We start from the raw sequence: 23,060 nt of genomic DNA on the forward strand, positions 1-23,060 counted from the left end.
GTGCCCAGGGCGCTTCCGGGATTTCGCTTCACAACCCAGTTTGCACTCGTGCGATAAGCGTCGCATGAAGGCGGGACACGGAAGAAAAGAAGAGGGGGCTGATCATGCCGACAAGCATCAATCCGGCGACGGGCGAGACCATCGAAAAATTCGCCGAGCATACCGACCAGGATATCGATCGCGCGCTCGCCAATGCCGACAGCGCGTTTCGCGACTGGCGCACCTCCTCCTATACGCGTCGAGCCGAGGTATTGCTGCGGGCGGCCAATGAACTGGAGCGCCGCAAGGACGAACTCGCCCGCATCGCGACATGCGAAATGGGCAAGCGGTTGAAGGAATCGGTCGCCGAGGTCGAAAAATGCGCCACGGCCTGCCGCTACTACGCCGAAGAAGGCGAAAAGCTTCTCGCCGACGACCACCGCGACGGGCCGGCGAAGAAGAATTTCGTGGCCTATCTGCCGATCGGGCCGGTGCTCGCGGTCATGCCGTGGAACTTCCCCTACTGGCAGTGCTTCCGCTTTGCCGCGCCGGCGATCATGGCCGGCAATGTCGGCATCCTGAAACACGCCTCGAATGTCAGTCAATGCGCGCTGGAGATCCAGAAGATCTTCCTCGACGCCGACGCGCCACAGGGCGTCTTCCAGACGCTGCTGATTTCCTCCGGCAAGGTGGAGCGCATCCTGAAGGACGACCGGATTCGCGCCGCCACGCTCACCGGCAGCGAGGGGGCCGGCTCGGCTGTCGCCGCGACGGCCGGCTCACAGATCAAGACCACGGTGCTCGAACTCGGCGGCTCCGACCCCTTCATCGTCATGCCTTCGGCCGATATCGAAAAGGCGGTCGATGTCGGCGTGACGGCCAGAATGCAGAATAGCGGCCAGAGCTGCATCGCCGCCAAGCGCTTCATCGTGCATGAGGACGTCTATGACGACTATCTCGGCCGCTATCAGGAGAAGGTCGAAGCCATCAAGCTCGGCGATCCGATGGCCGACGACACCGGCATGGGCCCGCTCGCCATGAAGGCCGGCGTCGAGGACATCGATGATCAGATCGCGCGCTCGACGAAGGCCGGCGCCAAGCTCGTCACCGGCGGCAGCGCGCCGGAGGGACCGGGCTACTTCTTCCAGCCCTCGATCCTAGCAGACGTTCCAGAGGCGGCCCCCGCCTATCGCGAGGAATTGTTCGGCCCCTGCGCGATCTTCTTTAAGGTGCGGTCTATCGACGCAGCCATCGCACTCGCCAACGATTCCGAATTCGGGCTTGGCGGCTCGGTCTGGACCAACGAGGCGAAGGAGCAGGAGCGTTTCGTCCGCGAACTCGATCAGGGCGGCACCCATATAAACCGCATGACCGCCTCCGATTCGCGCCTCCCTTTCGGCGGCGTCAAGAAATCCGGCTATGGACGCGAGTTGTCTCATGAGGGCATTCACGCGTTCATGAACGCCAAGACCGTGACGATCGACTGACCACTGTGGGAGGCCGCCATGCCAATAGCGGCCTCCTTGCTCCGATTTAGATGGAGAAAACGTCCTTCACCGCCGACGAAACTGCGACGGACCCAAGTGGGACCTTCGATGAATTGCAGTGCAGATTTTGCCACTGCATGAAAACGCGTCACTTTTCCACAGGCAGATCGTTTGCCTCTCATGCGCAAGGCGCTTAAAAGGCCTCGACCAGGCGGGGATCGGGGGCTCGGCAAGAACACACACGGCGGACAGCAGCCAGAATGAGCCAACCTAGCAATCGCAACACCCCGAGCGACGACCGCGGCGAACTTGACACCATCGCGACGACGGCATTGTCACGCAGAATCCGCCAGTTGTTCGCCGACGACCCCGGGCGCTTCGCGCGCTTTTCCGCGCGTCTCGGCGACCTCGTTCTCGATTATTCGAAGACCGCCATCGACGCTAAAGCGCTCGCCGCGCTACTCGACCTGGCCCGAGAGCGCGGGGTCGAGGCACGACGGGACGCGATGTTTGCCGGCGAGCGGATCAACGAGACAGAGGACCGTTCCGTCCTCCACGTCGCGCTGCGGGGCGAGCCCAAGGATGGCTATAGAGCGGACGGCGAGCCGGTCAGCGGTGCGATCGAAGACGTGCTGCGCGCGATGGGCGCCTTCGCCGAGCGCATCCGCAACGGCGAGGTACGCGGAGCGCACGACGGCGCCATCACCGACGTCGTCAATATCGGCATCGGCGGCTCCGATCTCGGCCCGGCCATGGCGACTCTCGCGCTCGCGCCCTATCACGACGGCCCACGCATCCATTTCGTCTCCAATGTCGACGGCGCCCATATCGCCGACACGCTGCGGAACCTCGATCCGGCGACGACGCTGATCATCATCGCGTCGAAGACCTTCACCACCATCGAAACGATGACCAATGCCAACACGGCGCGGCGCTGGCTCGTCGCCGCGCTCGGCGAGGCGGCCGTGGCCGGTCAGTTCGCCGCCGTTTCCACCGCCCTCGACAAGGTGGCGAGTTTCGGCATCCCCGAAGATCGCGTCTTCGGCTTCTGGGACTGGGTCGGGGGACGCTATTCGATCTGGTCGGCGATCGGCCTGCCGCTGATGATCGCCATCGGAGCGCAGCGCTTCCGCGAATTTCTCGCCGGGGCACGCGATGTCGACCAGCACTTCAGGACCGCCCCGCTCGGAGAGAATCTTCCCGTCCTGCTTGGCCTTGTCGGCTATTGGCACCGCGCGGTCTGCCACTATCCGACGCGCGCGATCATTCCCTATGATCAGCGGCTCGCCCGCTTTCCTGCCTATCTCCAGCAACTCGACATGGAATCGAACGGCAAACGGGTGGGGCTCGACGGCGAGCCGGTCTCCGTCAGCGGACCGGTCGTCTGGGGCGAACCAGGAACCAACGGTCAGCACGCGTTTTTCCAGCTCCTGCATCAAGGGACCGACGTCGTTCCGGTCGAGTTCCTCGTCGGCGCGCGCGCTCACGAGCCGTCCGACATGCAGACCCATCAAGACCTCCTCCTGGCCAATTGTCTGGCCCAGAGCGAGGCGCTGATGCGCGGCCGTACGCTCGAGGCGGCCCGCGAGCAGCTCGTTGCGGCCGGCCGAAGCGAGGCCGAGGCCGAGCGGATCGCGCCGCACCGGGTATTTCCCGGCGAACGGCCGTCACTGACCATCCTTTACCGGCAGCTCGATCCGGCGACGCTCGGACGGCTGATCGCGCTCTATGAGCACCGCGTCTTCGTCGAGGCCCAGCTTTACGGCATCAACGCATTCGACCAGTGGGGCGTTGAACTCGGCAAGGAGCTGGCGATGAAACTTGTGCCGGTGGTGACCGGCGAAGAGGACGTCGGGGACCGGGACGGCTCGACGTCCGGGCTGATCGCTGCGATCCGCACCATGAGAGGTTTTTGATGTCCGCCACCCGCAAGACGGCCGAAGCCGCCCCCAACGGCAACGGCGCGGCGAAGCCCGAACCTCGGCTCAACGATCCCGATACGCTGGCGCGCCAGATCGTCGAGAAACTGACCTATTCGATCGGAAAACACCCCGAAGCGGCACGCAAATACGACTGGTTGCGCGCCACGACGCTTGCGGTCCGCGACCGCATCATCGACCACTGGTTCGAATCCGCCGACCGGATCGCGGCCAGTGGTGAAAAGCAGGTCTGCTACCTGTCGATGGAGTTCCTGATCGGCAGGATGCTGCGCGACGCGATCAGCAACCTGGGCCTAACCGAACCGATCCGCGAAGCCCTCGCCCGCTATGGCGTCGAACTCGACATGGTGGAATTGCTTGAACCGGACGCCGCGCTCGGCAATGGCGGCCTCGGCCGGCTGGCCGCCTGCTTCATGGAATCGATGGCCTCGACCGGCGTTCCGGGCTTCGGTTACGGCATTCGCTACGTCCACGGATTTTTCCGCCAGGAGATCGCCGACGGCGCTCAGGTCGAACTGCCGGAGACTTGGCTCATCCACGGCAATCCGTGGGAGTTCGAGCGGCGCGATTGCAGTTACGAGATCGGCTTCGGCGGCAAGGTCGTGTCCATGCAGGAGCCCGGCCGGCCGGCCCGGCAGGTCTGGCGACCGGCCGAGCGCGTGCTCGCCGTCGCCTTCGACACACCGATGGTCGGCTGGCGCGGCAAACAGGTGAACACCCTGCGGCTGTGGAGCGCCCAGGCGCTTGATCCGATCCTGCTCGACGCCTTTAATTCCGGCGACCACATCGGCGCATTGGTGGAATCCAACAAGGCCGAGGCGATCACCCGGGTGCTCTATCCCGCCGACTCCCATCAGGCGGGACAGGAATTGCGCTTGCGGCAGGAATATTTCTTCTCATCCGCTTCGCTTCAGGACGTCATCCGGCGTCATCTGGAGAAGAACGAAAGCCTGTCGAATCTCGCCGACAAAGTGGCGATCCAGCTCAACGATACCCATCCCGCCGTCTCCGTCGCGGAATTGATGCGGCTGTTGATCGACGTCCACGGCTTTGAATGGGACGCGGCGTGGGAGATCACCCAGGCCACCTTCTCCTACACCAATCACACATTGCTGCCGGAAGCGCTGGAGCACTGGCCGATCCATTTGTTCGAGCGTCTGCTGCCGCGGCAGATGCAGATCATCTATGCCATCAACGCCAACGTCATCCGCGAAGCCTCGCAGGACAAGGGCCTCGACGACGCCAAGATCGCGGCGATCTCACTGGTCGACGAGGGCAATGGCCGGCGCGTGCGGATGGGCCAACTCGCCTTCGTCGGCAGCCACGCCGTGAACGGGGTCTCGGCACTCCACACGGAGCTGATGAAGGAAACGGTCTTCCATCATCTGCACGAGCTGTATCCCGATCGGATCGAGAACAAGACCAATGGCGTGACCCCGCGGCGCTGGCTGATGCAGGCGAACCCGGATCTCACCGCCCTTATCACTGACGCAATCGGGCCCGGTTTTCTCGACGACATCGAAAAAATTCGCGACATCGACGCGCTCGCCGACGATTCAGGCTTTCGCGAGCGCTTCGCGGCGGTCAAGCGCCGCAACAAGGAACGGCTGGCCGACGTCATCGGCGAGCGGATGGCGACAAGCGTCGATCCGAGCGCGATCTTCGATATCCAGGTCAAGCGAATCCACGAGTACAAGCGGCAATTCCTCAACATCATCGAGGCGATCGCGCTCTACGATCAGATCCGCGCCCATCCCGAACACAACTGGACGCCGCGGGTGAAGATATTCGCCGGCAAAGCCGCGCCGAGCTACGCCCAGGCCAAGGAGATCATTCATCTGGCCAACGACGTCGCGCAGATGATCAACTCCGATCCCTCGGTGCGCGGCCTCCTGAAAGTCGTGTTCATCCCGAACTACAATGTCAGCCTCGCCGAGATCATCATGCCGGCGGCCGATTTGTCCGAACAGATTTCCACCGCCGGGCTCGAAGCGTCGGGCACCGGCAACATGAAGTTCGCGCTCAATGGCGCACTGACCATCGGGACGCTCGACGGCGCCAATGTCGAGATGCTGGAGCATGTCGGAGAGGACAACATCTTCATCTTCGGCCTGACCGCCGAACAGGTGGCGGAACGCCGACGCGAAACCCATAGCGGCCGCTCAATCATCGAGGGGCAGCCGCTGCTTCGCGAGGCGCTCGACGCGATTTCCTCCGGCGTATTCTCGCCAGACAACCCGTCGCGCTACCACTCGCTGGTGTCGAATCTCTATAACAACGACTGGTGGATGATCTGCGCCGACTTCCAGGCCTATTGGGACACCCAGCGCAAGCTCGATGCCCTCTGGGAACGTCCGGACGAATGGCAGGCCAAAGCGGTCCACAACACAGCCCGCATGGGGTGGTTCTCCTCCGATCGCTCGATCCGGGAATATGCACGCGACATCTGGAAAGCCGGCCCCAGAGACGACCGCTAAGGCCCCGATACCTGCCATCCGGCGACGCGGCCTTGACTCAGTCTTCCTGTAGCAGCTTGACCTGCGTGCTCTATGTCATGCTTGCTAGGGGCGGGAGCGGGACAAGAAGGCATTCGAAGTCGGATCAAACGGATCGCGGCGAACGACGCTCGGGCCGCCCCTGCAAATCGTGTGGGAGGAATCATGCCTGACAACAGACGCACCGGGCCGTTGGCCCGAGATACCATGGCCTATGTGCTGGCCGGTGGCCGTGGCAGTCGGTTGATGGAAATGACCGACACGCGGGCAAAGCCCGCCGTCTTTTTCGGCGGCAAGACGCGGATCATCGATTTCGCGCTGTCGAACGCCATCAATTCCGGCATCCGCCGGATCGGCGTCGCCACCCAGTACAAGGCGCACAGCCTGATCCGCCATCTGCAGAACGGCTGGAACTTCTTCAGGCCCGGCCGCAACGAGAGCTTCGATATCCTGCCGGCCAGCCAGCGCGTCTCGGAAACGCAGTGGTACGAAGGCACGGCGGACGCGGTCTATCAGAACATCGACATCATCGAGGACTATGCGCCGCGCTATATCGTCATTCTGGCCGGCGACCACATCTACAAGATGGACTACGAGGTCATGCTGCAGCAGCATGTCGACAGCGGTGCGGACGTCACCGTCGGCTGTCTGGAGGTGCCGCGCATGGAGGCCGTCGCCTTCGGCGTCATGCATGTGGACGAAAGTTACAAGATCACCGACTTCGTGGAGAAGCCGGCGGATCCGCCGGCGATCCCCGGGCGGCCCGACACGGCCCTCGCCTCGATGGGCATCTATGTGTTCGAGACCAATTTCCTGATGGACCAGCTGCGGCGGGATGCAGCCGACCCGAACTCCAACCGCGACTTCGGCAAGGACATCATTCCGCATATCGTCAAGCACGGCAGCGCCTATGCCCATCGCTTCAGCGGCTCGGTCGTGCGCTCGGCGGCCGAGCCCGACACCGAAGCCTACTGGCGCGACGTGGGGACCGTCGACGCCTACTGGCGGGCCAATATCGATCTCACGGACATCATCCCGCCGCTGGATATCTACGACCGCGACTGGCCGATCTGGACCTATGCCGAGATCGTGCCGCCGGCGAAGTTCGTCCATGACGAGGAAGGACGCCGCGGCATGGCGGTGTCCTCGCTGGTCTCCGGCGATTGCATCATCTCGGGCGGCACGCTGAATCGGTCGCTGCTCTTCACCGGTGTGCGCCAGAGCTCCTATTCCCGGCTCGACCACGCGGTCGTCCTGCCGCAATGTCACATCGGCCGACACGCCCGAATCTCCAATGTCGTCATCGATCGCGGCGTCCATATCCCCGACGGCCTGGTGATCGGCGAGGATCCGGAGCTCGACGCCAAGCGGTTTCGACGAACCGAGAGCGGAATCTGCCTGGTGACCAAACCGATGATCGACAGGCTGACCTACTGATGCCAACCAGCGTGCTCTCCGTCGCGTCGGAGGTCTTTCCCCTGATCAAGACCGGTGGGCTCGCCGATGTCGCGGGCGCCCTGCCGCTGGCGCTTGCCGAGCACGGCTTTACCGTCCGCACCCTGATGCCGGGTTATCCCGACGTGCTCAAACGCGTGGGACGCGGCAAGGTCGCGTGCCGGTTCGCCAACCTGTTCGGCGGCAAGGCGGAGATCCTCGCCGTGCGGCATGGGGCACTGGACCTTCTCGTCCTCGACGCGCCGCACCTGTTCGATCGACCCGGCGGTCCTTACGTCACCCCGGCCGGCTACGATCACCCGGACAATTGGGCGCGCTTCGCGGCTCTCTCCAAGGCCGGCGCCGCCGTGGCGCAAGGCGCGATCTCGGGCTTTTCGCCGGACATCGTCCATGCCCATGACTGGCAGGCCGCGCTCACGCCGGTCTATCTCGCGGTCTCCAACAAGCCGCGGCCGCGGACGGTGGTGACCATCCACAACCTCGCCTTCCAGGGCAATTATCCGAGCAGCATCTTTGCCGATCTGGGCTTGCCGGCAACGACATGGTCGATCGAGGGGGTCGAGTATTACGGCAATGTCGGCTATCTGAAGGGCGGCCTGCACGCGGCGGACGTGGTGACCACCGTCAGCCCGACCTATGCCGAGGAGATCCTCACGCCCGAGGGCGGGATGGGGCTGGACGGGCTGCTGCGCGGGCTCGGCGACCGGCTGGTCGGGATCGTCAACGGCATCGACGTCGGGGTGTGGGACCCGCAGAGCGATCCGGCGATCGCCAAAACCTACAGCGCCCGCTCGCCCAAGGCCCGCAGCCACAACAAGCGGGCGCTGGAGGGCGAGTTCGGCCTCAGGCGCGAGGATGGTCCGATCTTCGCCGTGGTCAGCCGCCTGACCTGGCAAAAGGGCCTTGATCTCGTTGCCGGCGCCTGCGACGATCTGGTTGAGCGCGGCATCCGCCTCGTCGTCGTCGGCTCGGGCGATCACATGATCGAGGGGCAATTCCTGGCTGCCCATGCCCGGCATCCGGACCGCGTGGGGGTGAGAATCGGCTATGACGAGACCCTGTCGCACAGGGTGCAGGCCGGAGCCGACGCCATCCTCATCCCATCCCGATTCGAGCCCTGCGGTCTCACCCAGCTCTATGGGCTGCGCTATGGCTGCATTCCCATCGTCACCAAGGTCGGCGGGCTCGCGGACACGGTGATCGACGCCAATTACGCTGCCACCAGCGCGGGCGTTGCCACCGGCATCATCTTCTCGCCGCCTTCCGCCCCGGCCCTGATCGAAGCCGTCGAGCGCGCCCACCGCCTCTACGACGATGGCAAGCGCTGGCGAGACATGCAAATCTGCGCCATGAACGCGGATGTGTCCTGGCGCGCCAGCGCCCGGCTCTATGCCGATCTCTACCGCGATCTCATCAAGGAATAGGCCCGCCATGATCGAAACGATCGCGACCCAGCCCTTTGACGACCAGAAGCCCGGCACCTCCGGTCTTCGCAAGAAGGTCGCGCAGTTCAAGAAGCCGCACTACGCCGCCAATTTCATTCAGGCGATCTTCGATGCCGCGGGAAGCGGCGACGGCGAGAGCCTGGTCATCGGCGGCGACGGACGCTTCTACAACCGCGAGGTGATCCTCACCGCGATCCGGATGGCGGCGGCGAACGGCTACGGCCGGGTGATCGTCGGGCAGGACGGCATCCTGTCGACGCCGGCCGCCTCGCATCTGATCCGCAAGCGCGGCGCTTCGGGTGGAATCATCTTGTCGGCGAGCCACAACCCGGGCGGTCCGAAAGGCGATTTCGGCATCAAGTACAACATCGCCAATGGCGGCCCCGCCCCCGAAGCGGTGACCGAGGCCATTTTCGAGAAGACCCGGACGATCTCACGCTATCGCGTCTGGACCGAAACCGCTCCGAACATCTCCCATCTCGGTGAGACTCGGCTCGGCGACATGGTGGTCGAAGTGGTCGACCCGGTCGCCGACTATGCGGAGCTTATGGAGACGCTGTTCGACTTCGGCAAGATTCGCGACCTGATCGCCTCCGGTTTCACACTGCGCTTCGATGCGATGCACGCGGTCACCGGCCCCTATGCCAGGGAAATCATCGAAAGGCGCCTGGAGGCGCCGGCGGGGACCGTCATCAACGGCGTACCGAAAGAGGATTTCGGCGGTGGTCATCCGGACCCCAACGCCGTTCATGCGGCGGCCCTGATCAACGAGATGATGGCGCCGGACGGGCCGGATTTCGGCGCAGCCTCGGACGGCGACGGCGACCGCAACCTGATCGTCGGCAAGGGAATTCTCGTCACGCCGTCCGACTCGCTGGCGATACTGGCCGCCAACGCCCATCTGGCGCCCGGCTATGCCAAAGGCATCGTCGGAATCGCGCGGTCGATGCCGACCAGCCAGGCCGCCGACCGGGTGGCGAAGAAGCGCGGCGTCGATCTTTATGAGACGCCGACCGGCTGGAAGTTCTTCGGCACGCTGCTCGACGCCGGCAAGGTAACGATCTGCGGCGAGGAGAGCGCCGGTACCGGCTCCGACCATGTGCGCGAAAAGGACGGGTTGTGGGCGGTGCTCTTATGGCTCAACATTCTCGCCGAGCGACGCGAGAGCGTGAAGGCGGTCGTCGAGGGGCATTGGGCGGAATTCGGCCGCACCTTCTATCAGCGCCACGACTACGAGGAAATCGACGCCAGGGCGGCGCGCGGTCTGATGGAATCGCTGCATGATCGGCTCGCCTCCATGGCCGGCCAGCGCTTCGGCACGCTTGTCGTCTCGGAAGCCGACGATTTTTCCTACAAGGATCCGATCGACGGCTCGGTCGCGACCGGCCAGGGTGTTCGGATCGTCTTTTCCGGCGGCTCGCGCATCGTCTACCGCCTGTCGGGCACCGGCACGAAGGGCGCGACGTTGCGCGTCTACATCGAGCGCTATGAGCCGGATGCCGCCAAACATGCTATCCCACCGAAAGAGGCACTGGCGGAACTGATCGACACCGCCGATGTTATCGGAGAGATCAAGAAACGTACGGGCCGGTCCGACCCGGACGTCATCACCTGACCAAGAGGCTCAATGAGCAACACCATCACAGCCGAGCGCGGCGCCCCCGCGTCGCTCGGTGCGACGATCGACGACGAGGGCGTGCATTTCGCCGTCTATTCCGAGAATGCCGACGAAATCCACGTCTGCCTGTTCGACGAGGGCGGCACCCAGGAAACCGACCGGATTCCGCTTCCCGGCCGCGAGGGCGGCACCCGATACGGCTTCGTGCCGGGACTTGCCGCGGGCACCCGCTATGGCCTGCGCGCCGTCGGCCCCTACAAGCCCGAGGAAGGTCATCGCTTCGATTATTCGAAGTTTCTGGTCGACCCTTACGCGGTTCAGCTCGACCGCCCCTTCACCTACCGTCCGGCGCTGACCGCCCCGCCGGAGCGCCAGATCGATAGCGCGCCCTTCCTTCCGCGTGCTATCGTCACTGCGCCGGAGTTTGACGCCAAACCGCTGCCCTTCGCCAATCCGGGCTTTACCTACGAGCTGCTGGTCCGCGCCTATTCGCAGCGCCATCCGGATGTTCCGGCGGAAATCCGCGGCACGGTCGCGGCTTTGGCCGAGCCGTATTTCCTTGATCATATGCAGAAGGTCGGCATCGATACGGTCGAGCTGATGCCGCTCGCCGCCTGGATCGACGAGGGGCACCTTCTCAACCTCAACCTGACCAATGCCTGGGGCTACAACCCGATCACCCATATGGCGCCGGACCCGCGCCTCGCCCCCGGCGGTTTCGCCGAAATCCGCAAGGTCGTCGAGGCGATGCACGAGCGCGGCATCCGGGTTCTGCTCGACGTCGTCTTCAACCACTCCGGCGAAGGCTCCGAGGAAGGGCCGACGATCTGCTATCGCGGCCTCGACAATCTGCTTTACTATCGCCATCCGGAGGGCGAGCCGCAGTTCATGCTGAACGACACCGGCACTGGTAACACCATGGCAACGCACAAGGAGCCGGTGGCGCGGATGTTCATCGACGTCTTGCGCACCTGGGTCCAGGCGACCGGCATCGACGGCTTCCGCTATGATCTCGGCACGGTGCTCGGCCGCCTGCCCGACGGGTTTTCCCACGACGCGCCATTCTTCAAGATGGTCGAAAAGGACGAGATCCTGAAGGATCGCATCCATGTCGGCGAGCCCTGGGACGTCGGTCCCGGCGGCTATCAGGTCGGCAATTTCCCGAAGCCCTGGTTCGAGTGGCAGGACAAGTTCCGCGACGATGTCCGCAAGTTCTGGAAGGGTGAGGACGGCATGATCGGAGCGCTGGCGACGCGGCTCGCCGGCTCCGCCGACCTCTACAACCACGACGGCCGGCGGCCGTCGGCCAGCGTCAATTTCATCGCTGCCCATGACGGCTTCACTCTCGCCGACATCGCCATGTACGAGGACAAGCACAACGAGGCGAATGGCGAGGACAATCGCGACGGCCACAACGATAACCATTCCTGGAACAACGGCGTCGAGGGCGAAACCGACGATCCGGCGATCATCGACGCCCGGGGCAAGGACATCCGGGCGATGCTGGCGACGCTGCTGGTCGCGCGCGGCACGCCAATGATCGTCGCCGGCGACGAGTTCGGGCGTACGCAGGGCGGCAACAACAACGGCTACGCCCAGGACAACGAGATCACCTGGCTCGACTGGGAGAACGCCGACGAGGGGCTGATCGAGTTCACCGGCAAGCTGGCGAAGCTGCGCCGCGAGCATCCGGCGCTCAATGCCGACCGCTTCCTGACCGGGGAACTGGTCGAAGGCGGCGACGTCGAGGATGTGATCTGGCTGCGCGAGGACGGCGAGCCGATGGCCGACGACGACTGGAACGACTCCGAACGGCGCTTCGTTGGCATGTCGGTCTACTCGCCGAAAGGCGACGAGGACGTGGAGAGCGAACGGGCGGTGATCTACGTCAACGGTTCGCACGAAGACGTTGCGGTAACCCTGCCGGAGCCGCGCGAGGGCCATGTCTACTGCCTCTACATCCAATCCGACTGGCCGCAGCTCGAACCGCGCCGGATCGACCATACGGAGGGCGTCGTGGTGCAGTCGCGCTCGGTCTTCATCATGCTCGAGGAACGCGACGGCGAGGCCTGATCGTCGTCCACAGGCCGTGGAGGGGCGCGGTTTGCCCGGACCGGATCGAACCGCTACTAGGAAGGGAGCGTCGGCGCGAGTCACGCTCCCTTTTTCATGTCCCGACCCGGACGATCGCAGACCATGCCCATCCGCCAGCTCTCCGATGCCTTGATCGACCAGATCGCCGCCGGCGAGGTGGTCGAGCGGCCGGCGAGCGTCGTCAAGGAACTGGTCGAGAACGCGCTGGATGCCGGCGCAAGACGAATCGAGATCGCGACGGCCGGCGGCGGCAAGAATCTGATCCGGGTGAGCGACGACGGCTGCGGCATTCCGGTGGACGAATTGCCGCTCGCGGTGCGCCGGCACTGCACTTCCAAGCTGGCGGGCGGCCTCGACGCCATCCAAACCCTCGGATTTCGCGGCGAGGCGCTGCCGGCGATCGGCTCGGTCGCGCGGCTGTCCCTGAAGTCGCGCGCCGCCGGCGCCGCCGAGGCGCATGAGATCGCCGTCGATGGCGGCTGTCTGGACGGCCCACGGCCGACGGCCCTGTCCAAGGGGACTGTGATCGAGGTCCGCGATCTTTTCCACGCGGTCCCGGCGCGGTTGAAATTTCTCAAGAGCGACCGCGCGGAAGGCGCCGCGATCACCGAGATCGTGCGCCGTATCGCCATCGCCTTCCCCGAGGTGCGGTTCGAGCTGGCCGGTCCCGACCGCAGCCGCACGATCTTCGAGGCGGTGTCGCACGCCGACCGCCTCCATCGCATCTCCGCCGTCGTCGGCGCCGAGTTCGGTGACAACGCGATTGCCATCGACGCCGTGCGCGAAGAGGTCCGCCTGGAGGGCTTTGCCGGCCTTCCGACCCTCAATCGCGGCAATGGGCTGGCGCAGTTCTTCTACGTCAACGGCCGGCCGGTGCGCGACAAGATGCTCCTGTCGGCGCTGCGCGGCGCCTATGCCGACGTTCTGGCGAAGGACCGCCACCCGATAGCGGTGCTGTTCGTGTCGCTCGATCCGGCGCTTGTCGACGTCAATGTGCATCCGGCGAAGGCCGACGTGCGCTTCCGCGATCCCGGCCTCGTGCGCGGCCTTATCGTCGGGTCGATCCGCCAGGCCTTTACCGAGGCGGGCTTGCGGTCCTCGACCGCCAATGCTTTCGGCCTGATGGCGCGCTTCCGTCCGGACGGATCAGTCCCGGCGGCGCCCGGTTCCCGCCGCTTCGAGGGCTTTGCTCCCGGTGGCTTCGCGGCGCCGCGACAGACGGCCTACGATGTCGGCGCATCGCCCTTCCGCCCGCTCAATGGCGCCGGTGACGCGGCGACGCTGGAGCACGGCGATGCGGAACCGGTATTCGGCCAGGATCACGCGAACGCGCCGTTGCAGCCACCGGGTGCCGGGACCGACTCAGGGACGGGAGAACGCGATCACCCGCTGGGCGCGGCCAAGGCGCAGTTCCACGGCAACTTCATCGTTGCCGAGACCGAGGACGGCATCGTCATCGTCGATCAGCACGCGGCGCACGAGCGGCTGGTCTACGAAGCGCTGAAGACGGCGCTGCACGGGCGTCCCCTCCCGGCACAGCTGCTGCTGATTCCGGAAATCGTCGATCTGCCCGAGGACGACGCGGACCGTCTCGCCGAGAACGCCGCGACCTTCGCGCAGCTCGGCCTCGGCATCGAACGCTTCGGACCGGGCGCCGTCGCGGTACGCGAAACGCCGGCCATTCTCGGCCGCGTCGACTGCCAGCGGCTGGTCCGCGATCTGGCGGACGAACTGGCCGAATTCGGCAACGCCGACACGGTGCGCGGCCGGATCGACCATGTCGCGGCGACGATCGCCTGCCACGGCTCGGTGCGGTCCGGGCGGAACCTGAAGCCGGACGAGATGAATGCCCTGTTGCGCGACATGGAGACAACGCCGGGGTCCGGCCAGTGCAATCACGGCCGCCCGACCTATATCGAGCTGAAGCTCGCCGACATCGAGAAGATGTTCGGCCGGCGTTAACGGGGAACCAGATCACCGAAACGGGATCGATTCGATCCAATTTCACTGTGATCGATTCCGGTCAGTTTCACGCGGAATGCGACCGGAAAACCGGTTCCCACTTTTCCTCTTTCCGCGCCAGCAAGTTTGACGCGCCGTCGGCGGCGAATTAGGGAAGTGCGCAAAGGTCCTGGAACCCGGCGGGCGGACCGCGGCAGCATTTCGGAGATAGCGATGAACCGCATGGAGAGCGGCGGCGAGGCCAGGCTCAAATACGGCACGCCGGATTTTCAGGTCATCACGCCGGGCGCCTATGTGCGTTGCGCCGTCACCGGCGAGGCGATTCCGCTCGACCTGCTGCGTTATTGGAGCGTGGAGCGTCAGGAAGCCTATGTGGACGGCGAAGCCTCGTTCCGGCGCGAGATGGAGGCCCGCGGCGGAAAGCGTTGAAGTCGCTTTCGGCGCGCGATCCTAGCCGAACTTGCGGCGGCGAAACGCCTGCCGGGTATCGCGGACGATCCGCGCGCCCAGGCTATCCGGCTCGAAGCGCAGGTCGACGTCGAGCACCTCGCATTCCTTGAAGAACAGCTGCTGGGCGGCCGTTCCCGTCGCCAGCCGCACCGCGTCCTTGCGGGTCGTAGCCAACTGCAGTCCGGAACGCCATGCGGCGGCGGACAATTCGTCCATGTCGCCTTTTGAAAAAACATGGTGATCGGGAAAGTCGCGGGTCTCGACGATGTCGGCGCCGAGCGCGACAAGGCTCGCATAGAACTTCGTCGGATCGGCGATGCCGGCGAAGGCGAGCACCCGCATGGCGCGGAACCGATCGCCGTCGCGCGGCTCCAACGCGGCCTCGAAGACGGGCTTGTTGGCCCGGGCCGTCCGCCGGATCACGGTGTCGCCGCCGTTGCCTCGTCCGATCACGAGAAGGGCGTCCGCCAAGCGGATCTGGTCGATGACCGGCGCGCGCACCGGTCCCGCCGGGATGACGGCGCCATTGCCGAGCCCGCGCCGCGCGTCGATCACCATGAGCGCGTAATCAATCCACAGGCGGGCACTCTGGAATCCGTCATCCATGATGATGAAATCGCAGCCGTGCTCGCGCTTTAGGAGCGCCGCCGCCTGCTTCCGGTCGACCGCCACTGCGGTTGGCGCGACGGTTGCGAGCAGCAGCGGCTCATCGCCGACCTCGCCCGCCGCGTGGTGCTCCGGGTTGACCGCGACGGCGCCACGGCCCGATCGACCATGCCCGCGCGAGACGAAGCCGGGGCGAAGGCCGGCCGCCTTCGCCGCCCGGCCGAGCGCCATCGCGGTCGGCGTCTTGCCGCCGCCGCCCACAGTGAAATTGCCGACGCACAGCACCGGCACGCCGATGTCGGCGCGCTCGCCCCGCTCCAGATTGCGTCGGGCGACGCGCCCGTAGATCATCGCCGCCGGTGCGAGAAGCCGTGTCGGCCAGGACCGCGCCCGCCACCAGAAAGGCGGCGTTTCCTGCAGCATCATCGCAGCATTGCGGGCCGGCAGCGGCGCGCAAGACTGATCGACAGCTTCAACGGATGCAGGAAGGGCTGGAGGGCCTGCAGCGTGCGAGGAAGCGCACCGCGCATTTCCTCCACGGTCACGGTTCCCGCCTTCGCCATGCCGGCGAGCCTAGCCGGTTCCTGAAGCAACTGGTCGACACAATTGGCCAGCATTTCCTCATCGCGCACGATTCGCGCCCCGCCATTCTTCAGGAGGCGCTGATAGGCATCACGGAAGTTCTGGACATAGCGACCAGAGAGGACCGCGGTCCCGAGCATCGCCGCCTCAAGTGGGTTCTGCCCGCCCTCTCCGGTCATCGACTTGCCGAGAAAGGCAATATCCGTCAGTCGCAGATACAGTCCCATCTCGCCCATGGTATCGCCCAGGAAAATGTCCGTCCTATCGTCGGGCTGCTCGCCCCGACTGCGCCGCGCCACCTTGAAGCCCTGCTTCAGCAGCGCCTGCTCGATCTCGTCGCCACGCTCTACGTGCCGCGGCACGATGATGGTGAGGAGGCCGGAATGGCGTTGCGAGAGCGCCAGATGCACATCTGCGGCAAGTTCTTCCTCGCCGGGATGGGTGGAAAGCGCCGCCCATCGTGGGCGGCTGCCGAGGAGCCATTGCAGTTCGGCGAGCGCCTGTTCGGAACTCGAGGGTGGGCCGACATCGGCTTTCAGGTTGCCCGCGACGGTGACCGCCCGGGCACCGAGGAGCCGAAAACGTTCGCCGTCGACATCCGACTGGGCGACGACGTGCGCGAGATTTTCCAGGAGTGCCTCCGCCAGCCAGGGCGCCGACTTCCAGCGCTTGAAGGACCTGTCGGAAAGGCGGGCATTGACCAGGATTTGCGGGATGCGGCGGCGGCCGAGTTCCAGCATCGTCATCGGCCAGATTTCGCTCTCAGCCACGATCGCCACATCGGGCTGCCAATGATCCAGAAACCGCGCCACCGAAGGTTTCATGTCGAGCGGGACATATTGGTGGATGGCGCAGTCGACGAGTTGTTCCTGAACGAAACTGGCGGAGGTCATCGTGCCGGTGGTCATGACGACATTGATGCCATAGCCCGAGATCTCGCGGACCAGCGGCGCGACCGCGGCGCTCTCACCGACGCTCGCCGCGTGCATCCACAAGAGCGGTCCGTTATCCCGCCGGGCGATGCTCGCATAGCCATACCGCTCGCGCCGGCGTGCCGGATCTTCCTTGCCGCGCGAGATGCGGTAGCCGACATAAGGGCCGAGCATCGGATAGGCGAGTGATCCGGCGAGACGATAGGCCGCGAGCGCCGTGCGGGCGAACGCATCGCTCACGGCGCATCTCGCGCAAGCCGCTCGGCCGCCTCGTTCGCAGCCTCGATCGCCCGGGTGATCTCGCGGCGCTTGCTTTCCATCATCGCATCATCGGCGTCGGCGGGCACGCTGATCGGCGCGCCCACCACCACGGCAATACGGCCGAACGGCAGCGGAATCGTCGTCTTGTCCCACGAACTCGCGACGACGTAGCGGCGGCTCGTCACGGCGGCCGAAGGAAGCACCGGACGCCCGGTGATGCGGGCCAGCATCACGATGCCAAGGCCAGCCTTGCGCGGCGTTCCCTTGGGCACATCGGCGATCATGCAGACGCCGAAGCCGTTCGCAAGGAAGCGGCGCAGGGCGATCAGCGCGCGCGCGCCGCCCTTTCCCGGGCCGACCGGTCCGGCACGACCACCGGATCCACGCACCGTCGCGATGCCGAAACGCTCGACAATCATCGCATTGATTTCCGCGTCGGCATTGCGCGACAGCAGCGCGGCATAGGGCAGTTTGGCCGGCCGGAAGAAGGGCGCGAGCAAGTGCTGTCCGTGCCACAGGCCGACGATCGCCGGGTGTTCCTCGTCGAGAATCCTCGCCCAGTCGGATGAACCCGGCGCCTCTTTCTGGGTTGCCCGCACGAAGCACAGGCCACGGTAGATGGCGGCCCCGGCGACCATTGTGGCCAGGCGGCTGCGAACTACCTCGCGCCCCATACGACGCCAACGTCTCTGCCACGCCTGAAGCCAGGACCGCTTCAAGGGCACCGCTTGGCCGGCCGTCTCGCCGGCCATGGTTTCATCCGACATGGCGACGCGTACCGCAATGGTTCAGGTGTTTGCTCACGCATTTTCCGGATTCAAGAGACGGTGCATGTGAACGATGAAGTAGCGCACCGAAGCGTTGTCGACAGTTTGCTGGGCCTTGCCGCGCCAGGCCGCGAGGGCCGACGCGTAATCAGGGAAGATTCCGACGATATCAAGGCTTTCCAGATCCTTGAAATCCACGCTCTGCAGGTCCTTCAACTCGCCACCGAACACCAGGTGCAGCAGTTGTCTGGGCTCTTGCTCTTGCATTGGAATCGCATCCTCGTTTTGCGGTCCGCCGAGCGCGATCAATCGGGAATCGCTCTCGCCAATTGTCTGACACGCGCCATAGCATCATGCGATGCCGCCATCAAAAGGCCATGCCTCTTGCCCTCGCTTGTGTAAAGTCCGGGCGCGCCACCGCGATCGCACAAGAGCCCCCCGGCCCTTTCGATGAGCAAATCGGCAGCAGCGATATCCCAATCATTGGCACGGGGGCGGATCAATGTCCCATCGAGACGGCCCGAGGCCACCAGAGCCAGACGATAGGCGAGCGAAGGCACCGCTTTTTCTGCCAAGATGGGCTCGCCGCCGGCTGCATCAAGCCGCTTGCGCATGCCATCGGGAACCGCCAGGCGAAGCCGGTCGCCGGCGCCGGGCCGGCTCACGGAGCAAGCGGCACCGTTCAAACGCGTGATGGAGCCGGCCGTCACTTCGAACACCTCGCCAAGCGCCGGGGCCGCGATGACGCCGATCACCGGGCGGCCCTGCTCGATGACGGCGATGGAGACGCACCAGGTGTCCTCGCCGCGCAGATAGGCTCGGGTACCGTCGATCGGATCGACGACGAAAAACCGATCGGCCTCCACTTCGCGAATCTCGGGCCGCTCCATCTCCTCGGAAACCCAGCCATAGGACGGCCTTGCGCCAACCAGTGCGTCCTTCAGAAAGGCATCGACGGCGACGTCCGCCTCGCTGACCGGTGAATTGCCCTCTTTCCACCAAACCCTCGGATCGCGCCGAAAGAAGCGCATGGCGATTGCGCCGGCCTCCACTGCGGCGGACTTCACCAGTTCGAGATCGTCGCGCATGCCCGTCAAGTCAGCGCCCCGCCACCATCATCGATTCGATTTGAAGCGTCGGTGCCACGATGGAGAACCGTTCGTCGAGGTCATTCGCAGCGGCGAGCGAGGCCAGCATCTCGCGCAGATTGCCGGCGATGGTCAGCTCCGATACCGGCGTGGTGATCTCGCCATTCTCGATCAGAAAGCCCGACGCGCCGCGACTGTAGTCGCCGGTGACGAGATTGGTGCCGTGGCCGATCAGCTCGTCGATATAGAGCCCCCGCCCGGTCTCGCGGACGAGTTCGGCCGGTGTCATATCGCCCGGCGAGACCAAGACGTTCGTCGCCGATGGCGAGACGCCGCCGGACGAACGGCTGGCGCGGCCATTGGTTTCCAGGTCGAGTTCCCTGGCTGTCGCGGAGTCGAGAATCCAGTTCGCCAGGACACCGTTCTCGACCAGCGCCATCGCCTTTCCGCGCACGCCCTCGCCGTCGAAGGAACGCGAGCCGGGGCGCCGCGGCAACAGCGGATCGTCCATGATGGTGAAGGAGGTCGGCAGGATCGCCTCACCCAGCCGGTCCTTGAGAAAACTGGTCTTGCGGGCGATCGCCGAGCCGTTGATCGCCGACACGATGCTGCCGATGAGACCGCGGGCGATGCGCGGATCGAAGATCACCGGATAGCGCCCGGTGGCGACGGTGCCGGGGTCGAGCCGCCGGACGGCCCGCTCGCCGGCGCTCCGGCCGATCGCCTCCGGCGCCGTCAGATCGGCGTAGTGAATGCGCGAATCGAAATCGTAGTCGCGCTGCATCTTGACGCCCTCGCCAGCGATGACGCTGACCGAGCGGGAAAATCCCGAGCGCATGCGTTGACCGGCAAAACCGGAGGAGGTGGCAAGGACCAACCCCGACGAGCCGGCCGATACCGAGGCGCCCCCCGAATTGGTCACCCCCTCGACGGCGCGCGCCGCCTCTTCCATGGCGAGCGCCTGCTCGACCATCGTCCGGCTGTCGACATCTGATGCGTCGAACTGGTCGAGATCGAGTTCGTCGCGCGCCAGCCGCCGCGGATCGGCGAGCCCGGCGAAGGCGTCCTCCGGCGAGACCTTGGCCATCGCCACGGCGCGCTCGGCGAGCAACTGGGCATCGGCGTTAACGTCTGCCGAGACGCTTGCCAGCCGGCGGCCAACGAAGACGCGAAGCGACATATCCTCGCTTTCGGCGCTTTCGGTCTCCTCGACCTTGCCGAGGCGAACCGAGACGGAGCGACCGAAGGAGCGCACCACCGCCACGTCGCAGGCATCCGCGCCCGCCTTGCGTGCGGTCTCGATGAGCCGCTCGGCGGTCGCCAAGAGCCGCGTCGTATCGTCGTGCATGATGTCGCCCGCTGGTTTTCGTTCAGGAACCATCTATTGTGCGACGCGACACCCATCAAGACGCCGAATGCGAGGCGGCGCGTTTACGGTCGCCGAATCCGCGAGACAGGACGAGCCGCCGACAGTGGAACAGACCACATCCCTCTTCATGCAAGTCGTGCTGCTTCTCGGCGGCGGGATCGTCGCCGGCACCTTGTTCATGCGCATCGGCCTCGGTACGGTGCTGGGTTACCTCTTCGCCGGCATTGTGATGGGGCCGGTGTTCCAGCTGATCGGCGAAGGCAAGGAAATTCTTCATATCGGCGAGCTCGGCGTCGTCTTTCTCCTGTTCATCATCGGGCTCGAATTGAAGGCGAGTCGGCTGTGGGCGCTTCGGCGGCAGATATTCGGCCTCGGCCTGACACAGGTCGTGCTGACGGGCGTGGCGCTGACAGGGATCGCGATCCTGTTCGGCATGAACTGGCAAGCGGGCGCCATGATCGGCTTCGGCCTCGCGCTGTCATCGACCGCGTTCGGCCTGCAACTGCTCGAAGAAGCCGGCGAGACCAACACCCGCCACGGCCAATCGGCCTTCTCCATCCTGCTGTTTCAGGATCTCGCCGTGGTTCCGCTACTCGCGGCCATCCCGTTCCTGGCGCCATTTTCCGAGGGTACCGAGGTCGATTTCGAACGAATCGCACTGTCGATCGGCGCGATCGTCGCGCTGCTGGTCGTCGGGAAATATCTGCTCAACCCGCTGTTTCGGATCATGGCGACATCCGGCGCACGCGAGGTCATGCTGGGCGCGGCGCTGTTCGTGGTGCTCGGTTCGGCGATGCTGATGGAGGCCGCCGGGTTCTCCATGGCGATGGGCGCCTTTATCGCCGGCGTGCTGCTGGCCGAATCCTCCTACCGGCACGAACTCGAAGCCAATATCGAACCGTTTCGCGGGCTTCTGCTCGGTCTGTTCTTCATCGCGGTGGGCTTGTCGCTCGACCTGCCGGTGATCACGGAGAACTGGCTGATGATTCTGGTCCTCACACCGGTCCTGATGATCGTCAAGGCAGCCTTCATCTATCTCCTGTCCCGCGCATTCGGCGAAAGCCATGCGACCGCCACGCGGGTTTCCGGGCTGCTCGCGCAGGGCGGCGAATTCGGCTTCGTGCTGTTCACCGCCGCGGCGGCAAGCCTGATCTTTCCGCGCGAGACCTCCTCGCTGCTGATCGCGATCGTCACTCTTTCGATGATGCTGACACCGCTGGCCACATGGCTCGGGCGACGGTTTTCCGTCGAACACGCCGAAGAGGAGACCTTGGAAGAGGATTTCGAGGGCGCCGGTTCGGCGGTTCTGATGGTTGGCTTCTCGCGCTTCGGCCAGATGGCGGCGCAGGTCCTGCTTTCCAGCGGCATCGACGTGACGATCATCGATTCCTCGGCCGAGCGCATCCGTAACGCGAGCAAGTTCGGTTTCCGGATCTATTTCGGCTCGGGCCTGCGCAAGGACGTCCTTGAGGCTGCCGGCATCCGCAAGGCGAAGCTGGTCGCTGTCTGCACCAACAAGCGCGAGACCACGGATCGGATCGTCGACCTGATCCGATCCGAATTCCCCAATGTCAGCCTTTATGTCCGTTCCTATGACCGCGCGCACGCGCTGTCGCTCCGCGCACGGGGGGTGGATTTCGAAATACGCGAGACGGTCGAGTCGGCGCTGGCCTTCGGTGTGGCCACACTCGACGCATTCGGGATCGAGGAAGAACTCGCCGAACGCATCGTCGACGACGTCAGGCGGCGTGATCAGGCGCGGCTGAAGCTGCAGGAAGCCGAAGGCTTCTACGCCGGCAACGACATGGTGACGACGCGCGTCGTCACCCCCGAACCGCTGGTCAAGCCGCGCCCCTCCTTGCAAGCGATCGAAAAATCGGTTGATGAGAACGGAGACACGTCGCCGATCGACGAAGGTCCTCCACGCAAACGCCGCCGTGGGCGCCCCTTTGCCGGGCGCCGCCGCAACTTCGATAAGGTCCAGTCCCGATGAGCACGACCCCGTTCCACCTTGCCTTTCCCGTTCGTGACCTCGAGGAAACGCGGGCGTTCTACCGCGACGTCCTCGGCGCCAATATCGGCCGATCCTCCGATAGCTGGGTCGATTTCGACCTGTTCGGCCATCAGTTCTCGGCGCACAGCCGGCCCGGGACAGAAAAAGCCGATGGCAGCGGCCAGGTGGATGGTCACGCGGTGCCGATCCCGCATTTCGGCGTCGTGTTGACGATGGACGATTGGCAGAGCCTCGCCGATCGCCTGACCAGCCGCGACGATATCGACTGGATCATGCGCCCGACGATCCGGTTCAAGAACGAGCCAGGCGAACAGGCGACGCTGTTTCTCTACGATCCCTCCGGCAACGCCCTCGAATTCAAGGGTTTCTCGGACATGAACCGGGTCTTCGCGAGTTAGAGCCTCGGACCGGCAAGCGGAATCCGATTTTTTATCGCTCCGCCGCTCGATCAAAATGTCGGAGCGCCCCTATGCGCCCGAATGCACGCATGGCGGTCCAAAACCAGCCGGCCCTAGG

General features: G+C 65.1%; 17 protein-coding genes. 11 read left to right on the forward strand and 6 right to left on the reverse strand.

What is annotated here, in order from left to right; translation table 11 throughout:
- The first annotated feature begins 104 nt into the window (after positions 1-104).
- The 9 genes from ING15_RS17575 (at position 105) to ING15_RS17615 (ending at position 14,904) form a co-directional block, all read left to right on the forward strand.
- Positions 105-1,466: an NAD-dependent succinate-semialdehyde dehydrogenase gene (locus ING15_RS17575; RefSeq protein WP_206456152.1), complete on the forward strand. Its 1,362-nt coding sequence runs from the start codon at positions 105-107 to the stop codon at positions 1,464-1,466.
- 260 nt (positions 1,467-1,726) lie between these two features.
- On the forward strand, positions 1,727-3,382 hold the full coding sequence (gene pgi / locus ING15_RS17580) for a glucose-6-phosphate isomerase (protein ID WP_206456153.1): 1,656 nt from the start codon (positions 1,727-1,729) through the stop codon (positions 3,380-3,382).
- Entirely contained in the window at positions 3,382-5,883 is a 2,502-nt protein-coding gene (locus ING15_RS17585) for a glycogen/starch/alpha-glucan phosphorylase (protein WP_206456154.1), read from the forward strand. The genes pgi and ING15_RS17585 overlap by 1 nt, the downstream gene beginning before the upstream one ends.
- Positions 5,884-6,066: 183 nt before the next feature.
- Positions 6,067-7,338, forward strand: coding sequence for a glucose-1-phosphate adenylyltransferase (gene glgC, locus ING15_RS17590; protein ID WP_206456155.1), 1,272 nt, complete (start codon positions 6,067-6,069; stop codon positions 7,336-7,338).
- On the forward strand, positions 7,338-8,780 hold the full coding sequence (gene glgA / locus ING15_RS17595; protein WP_206456156.1) for a glycogen synthase GlgA: 1,443 nt from the start codon (positions 7,338-7,340) through the stop codon (positions 8,778-8,780). Before glgC ends, glgA begins: the two co-directional genes overlap by 1 nt.
- A 7-nt stretch (positions 8,781-8,787) precedes the next feature.
- Positions 8,788-10,416, forward strand: a complete 1,629-nt coding sequence (locus ING15_RS17600) for an alpha-D-glucose phosphate-specific phosphoglucomutase (protein WP_206456157.1) — start codon at positions 8,788-8,790, stop codon at positions 10,414-10,416.
- Between the two features lie 12 nt (positions 10,417-10,428).
- The gene (gene glgX, locus ING15_RS17605) at positions 10,429-12,492 is read left to right on the forward strand and encodes a glycogen debranching protein GlgX (protein ID WP_206456158.1); all 2,064 of its coding nucleotides are present in this window, start codon (positions 10,429-10,431) and stop codon (positions 12,490-12,492) included.
- 123 nt (positions 12,493-12,615) lie between these two features.
- Positions 12,616-14,475, forward strand: a complete 1,860-nt coding sequence (mutL, locus tag ING15_RS17610) for a DNA mismatch repair endonuclease MutL (RefSeq protein WP_206456159.1) — start codon at positions 12,616-12,618, stop codon at positions 14,473-14,475.
- 213 nt (positions 14,476-14,688) lie between these two features.
- Entirely contained in the window at positions 14,689-14,904 is a 216-nt protein-coding gene (locus ING15_RS17615) for a DUF2093 domain-containing protein (RefSeq protein ID WP_206456160.1), read from the forward strand.
- Between the two features lie 21 nt (positions 14,905-14,925).
- Here ING15_RS17615 and lpxK read toward each other — a convergent pair whose 3' ends face one another.
- Genes lpxK through ING15_RS17645 form a run of 6 tightly spaced genes read right to left on the reverse strand, consistent with a single transcriptional unit; the run spans position 14,926 to position 20,509 of the window.
- Entirely contained in the window at positions 14,926-15,954 is a 1,029-nt protein-coding gene (gene lpxK / locus ING15_RS17620; RefSeq protein WP_232845851.1) for a tetraacyldisaccharide 4'-kinase, read from the reverse strand.
- On the reverse strand, positions 15,954-17,285 hold the full coding sequence (gene waaA / locus ING15_RS17625) for a lipid IV(A) 3-deoxy-D-manno-octulosonic acid transferase (RefSeq protein ID WP_206456162.1): 1,332 nt from the start codon (positions 17,283-17,285) through the stop codon (positions 15,954-15,956). The genes lpxK and waaA overlap by 1 nt, the downstream gene beginning before the upstream one ends.
- Entirely contained in the window at positions 17,282-18,058 is a 777-nt protein-coding gene (locus tag ING15_RS17630; protein WP_232845852.1) for a lysophospholipid acyltransferase family protein, read from the reverse strand. The genes waaA and ING15_RS17630 overlap by 4 nt, the downstream gene beginning before the upstream one ends.
- A 48-nt stretch (positions 18,059-18,106) precedes the next feature.
- Positions 18,107-18,340, reverse strand: a complete 234-nt coding sequence (locus tag ING15_RS17635; protein ID WP_206456168.1) for a DUF4170 domain-containing protein — start codon at positions 18,338-18,340, stop codon at positions 18,107-18,109.
- 38 nt (positions 18,341-18,378) lie between these two features.
- The gene (locus tag ING15_RS17640) at positions 18,379-19,161 is read right to left on the reverse strand and encodes a 3'(2'),5'-bisphosphate nucleotidase CysQ (RefSeq protein WP_206456169.1); all 783 of its coding nucleotides are present in this window, start codon (positions 19,159-19,161) and stop codon (positions 18,379-18,381) included.
- Positions 19,162-19,171: 10 nt separating this feature from the next.
- Positions 19,172-20,509 carry a TldD/PmbA family protein gene (locus ING15_RS17645; protein ID WP_206456164.1) on the reverse strand — a complete coding sequence of 446 codons (1,338 nt, stop codon included), beginning with the start codon at positions 20,507-20,509 and terminating at the stop codon, positions 19,172-19,174.
- 67 nt (positions 20,510-20,576) lie between these two features.
- Here ING15_RS17645 and ING15_RS17650 point away from each other — a divergent pair, with 67 nt between their 5' ends.
- Both ING15_RS17650 and ING15_RS17655 read left to right on the forward strand, forming a co-directional pair.
- Complete coding sequence (locus ING15_RS17650) at positions 20,577-22,523, forward strand: monovalent cation:proton antiporter-2 (CPA2) family protein (protein WP_206456165.1); 1,947 nt, start codon at positions 20,577-20,579, stop codon at positions 22,521-22,523.
- Positions 22,520-22,942 carry a VOC family protein gene (locus ING15_RS17655; RefSeq protein ID WP_206456166.1) on the forward strand — a complete coding sequence of 141 codons (423 nt, stop codon included), beginning with the start codon at positions 22,520-22,522 and terminating at the stop codon, positions 22,940-22,942. Before ING15_RS17650 ends, ING15_RS17655 begins: the two co-directional genes overlap by 4 nt.
- Positions 22,943-23,060: the final 118 nt, after the last annotated feature.

It is taken from the genome of Aurantimonas marina (assembly GCF_017183135.1).
Lineage (GTDB): Bacteria > Pseudomonadota > Alphaproteobacteria > Rhizobiales > Rhizobiaceae > Aurantimonas > Aurantimonas marina.

What these genes read in the sequence shown, in the direction of transcription:
- glgC (WP_206456155.1), top strand. Translation starts at nt 6,067, where the DNA reads ATGCCTGACAACAGACGCACCGGGCCGTTGGCCCGAGATACCATGGCC.
- pgi (WP_206456153.1), top strand. Translation starts at nt 1,727, where the DNA reads ATGAGCCAACCTAGCAATCGCAACACCCCGAGCGACGACCGCGGCGAA.
- ING15_RS17645 (WP_206456164.1), bottom strand. Translation starts at nt 20,509, where the DNA reads ATGCACGACGATACGACGCGGCTCTTGGCGACCGCCGAGCGGCTCATC.
- ING15_RS17640 (WP_206456169.1), bottom strand. Translation starts at nt 19,161, where the DNA reads ATGCGCGACGATCTCGAACTGGTGAAGTCCGCCGCAGTGGAGGCCGGC.
- ING15_RS17635 (WP_206456168.1), bottom strand. Translation starts at nt 18,340, where the DNA reads ATGCAAGAGCAAGAGCCCAGACAACTGCTGCACCTGGTGTTCGGTGGC.
- ING15_RS17615 (WP_206456160.1), top strand. Translation starts at nt 14,689, where the DNA reads ATGAACCGCATGGAGAGCGGCGGCGAGGCCAGGCTCAAATACGGCACG.
- glgA (WP_206456156.1), top strand. Translation starts at nt 7,338, where the DNA reads ATGCCAACCAGCGTGCTCTCCGTCGCGTCGGAGGTCTTTCCCCTGATC.
- glgX (WP_206456158.1), top strand. Translation starts at nt 10,429, where the DNA reads ATGAGCAACACCATCACAGCCGAGCGCGGCGCCCCCGCGTCGCTCGGT.
- lpxK (WP_232845851.1), bottom strand. Translation starts at nt 15,954, where the DNA reads ATGCTGCAGGAAACGCCGCCTTTCTGGTGGCGGGCGCGGTCCTGGCCG.
- ING15_RS17600 (WP_206456157.1), top strand. Translation starts at nt 8,788, where the DNA reads ATGATCGAAACGATCGCGACCCAGCCCTTTGACGACCAGAAGCCCGGC.
- ING15_RS17655 (WP_206456166.1), top strand. Translation starts at nt 22,520, where the DNA reads ATGAGCACGACCCCGTTCCACCTTGCCTTTCCCGTTCGTGACCTCGAG.
- mutL (WP_206456159.1), top strand. Translation starts at nt 12,616, where the DNA reads ATGCCCATCCGCCAGCTCTCCGATGCCTTGATCGACCAGATCGCCGCC.
- ING15_RS17630 (WP_232845852.1), bottom strand. Translation starts at nt 18,058, where the DNA reads ATGGCCGGCGAGACGGCCGGCCAAGCGGTGCCCTTGAAGCGGTCCTGG.
- ING15_RS17575 (WP_206456152.1), top strand. Translation starts at nt 105, where the DNA reads ATGCCGACAAGCATCAATCCGGCGACGGGCGAGACCATCGAAAAATTC.
- ING15_RS17650 (WP_206456165.1), top strand. Translation starts at nt 20,577, where the DNA reads ATGCGAGGCGGCGCGTTTACGGTCGCCGAATCCGCGAGACAGGACGAG.
- ING15_RS17585 (WP_206456154.1), top strand. Translation starts at nt 3,382, where the DNA reads ATGTCCGCCACCCGCAAGACGGCCGAAGCCGCCCCCAACGGCAACGGC.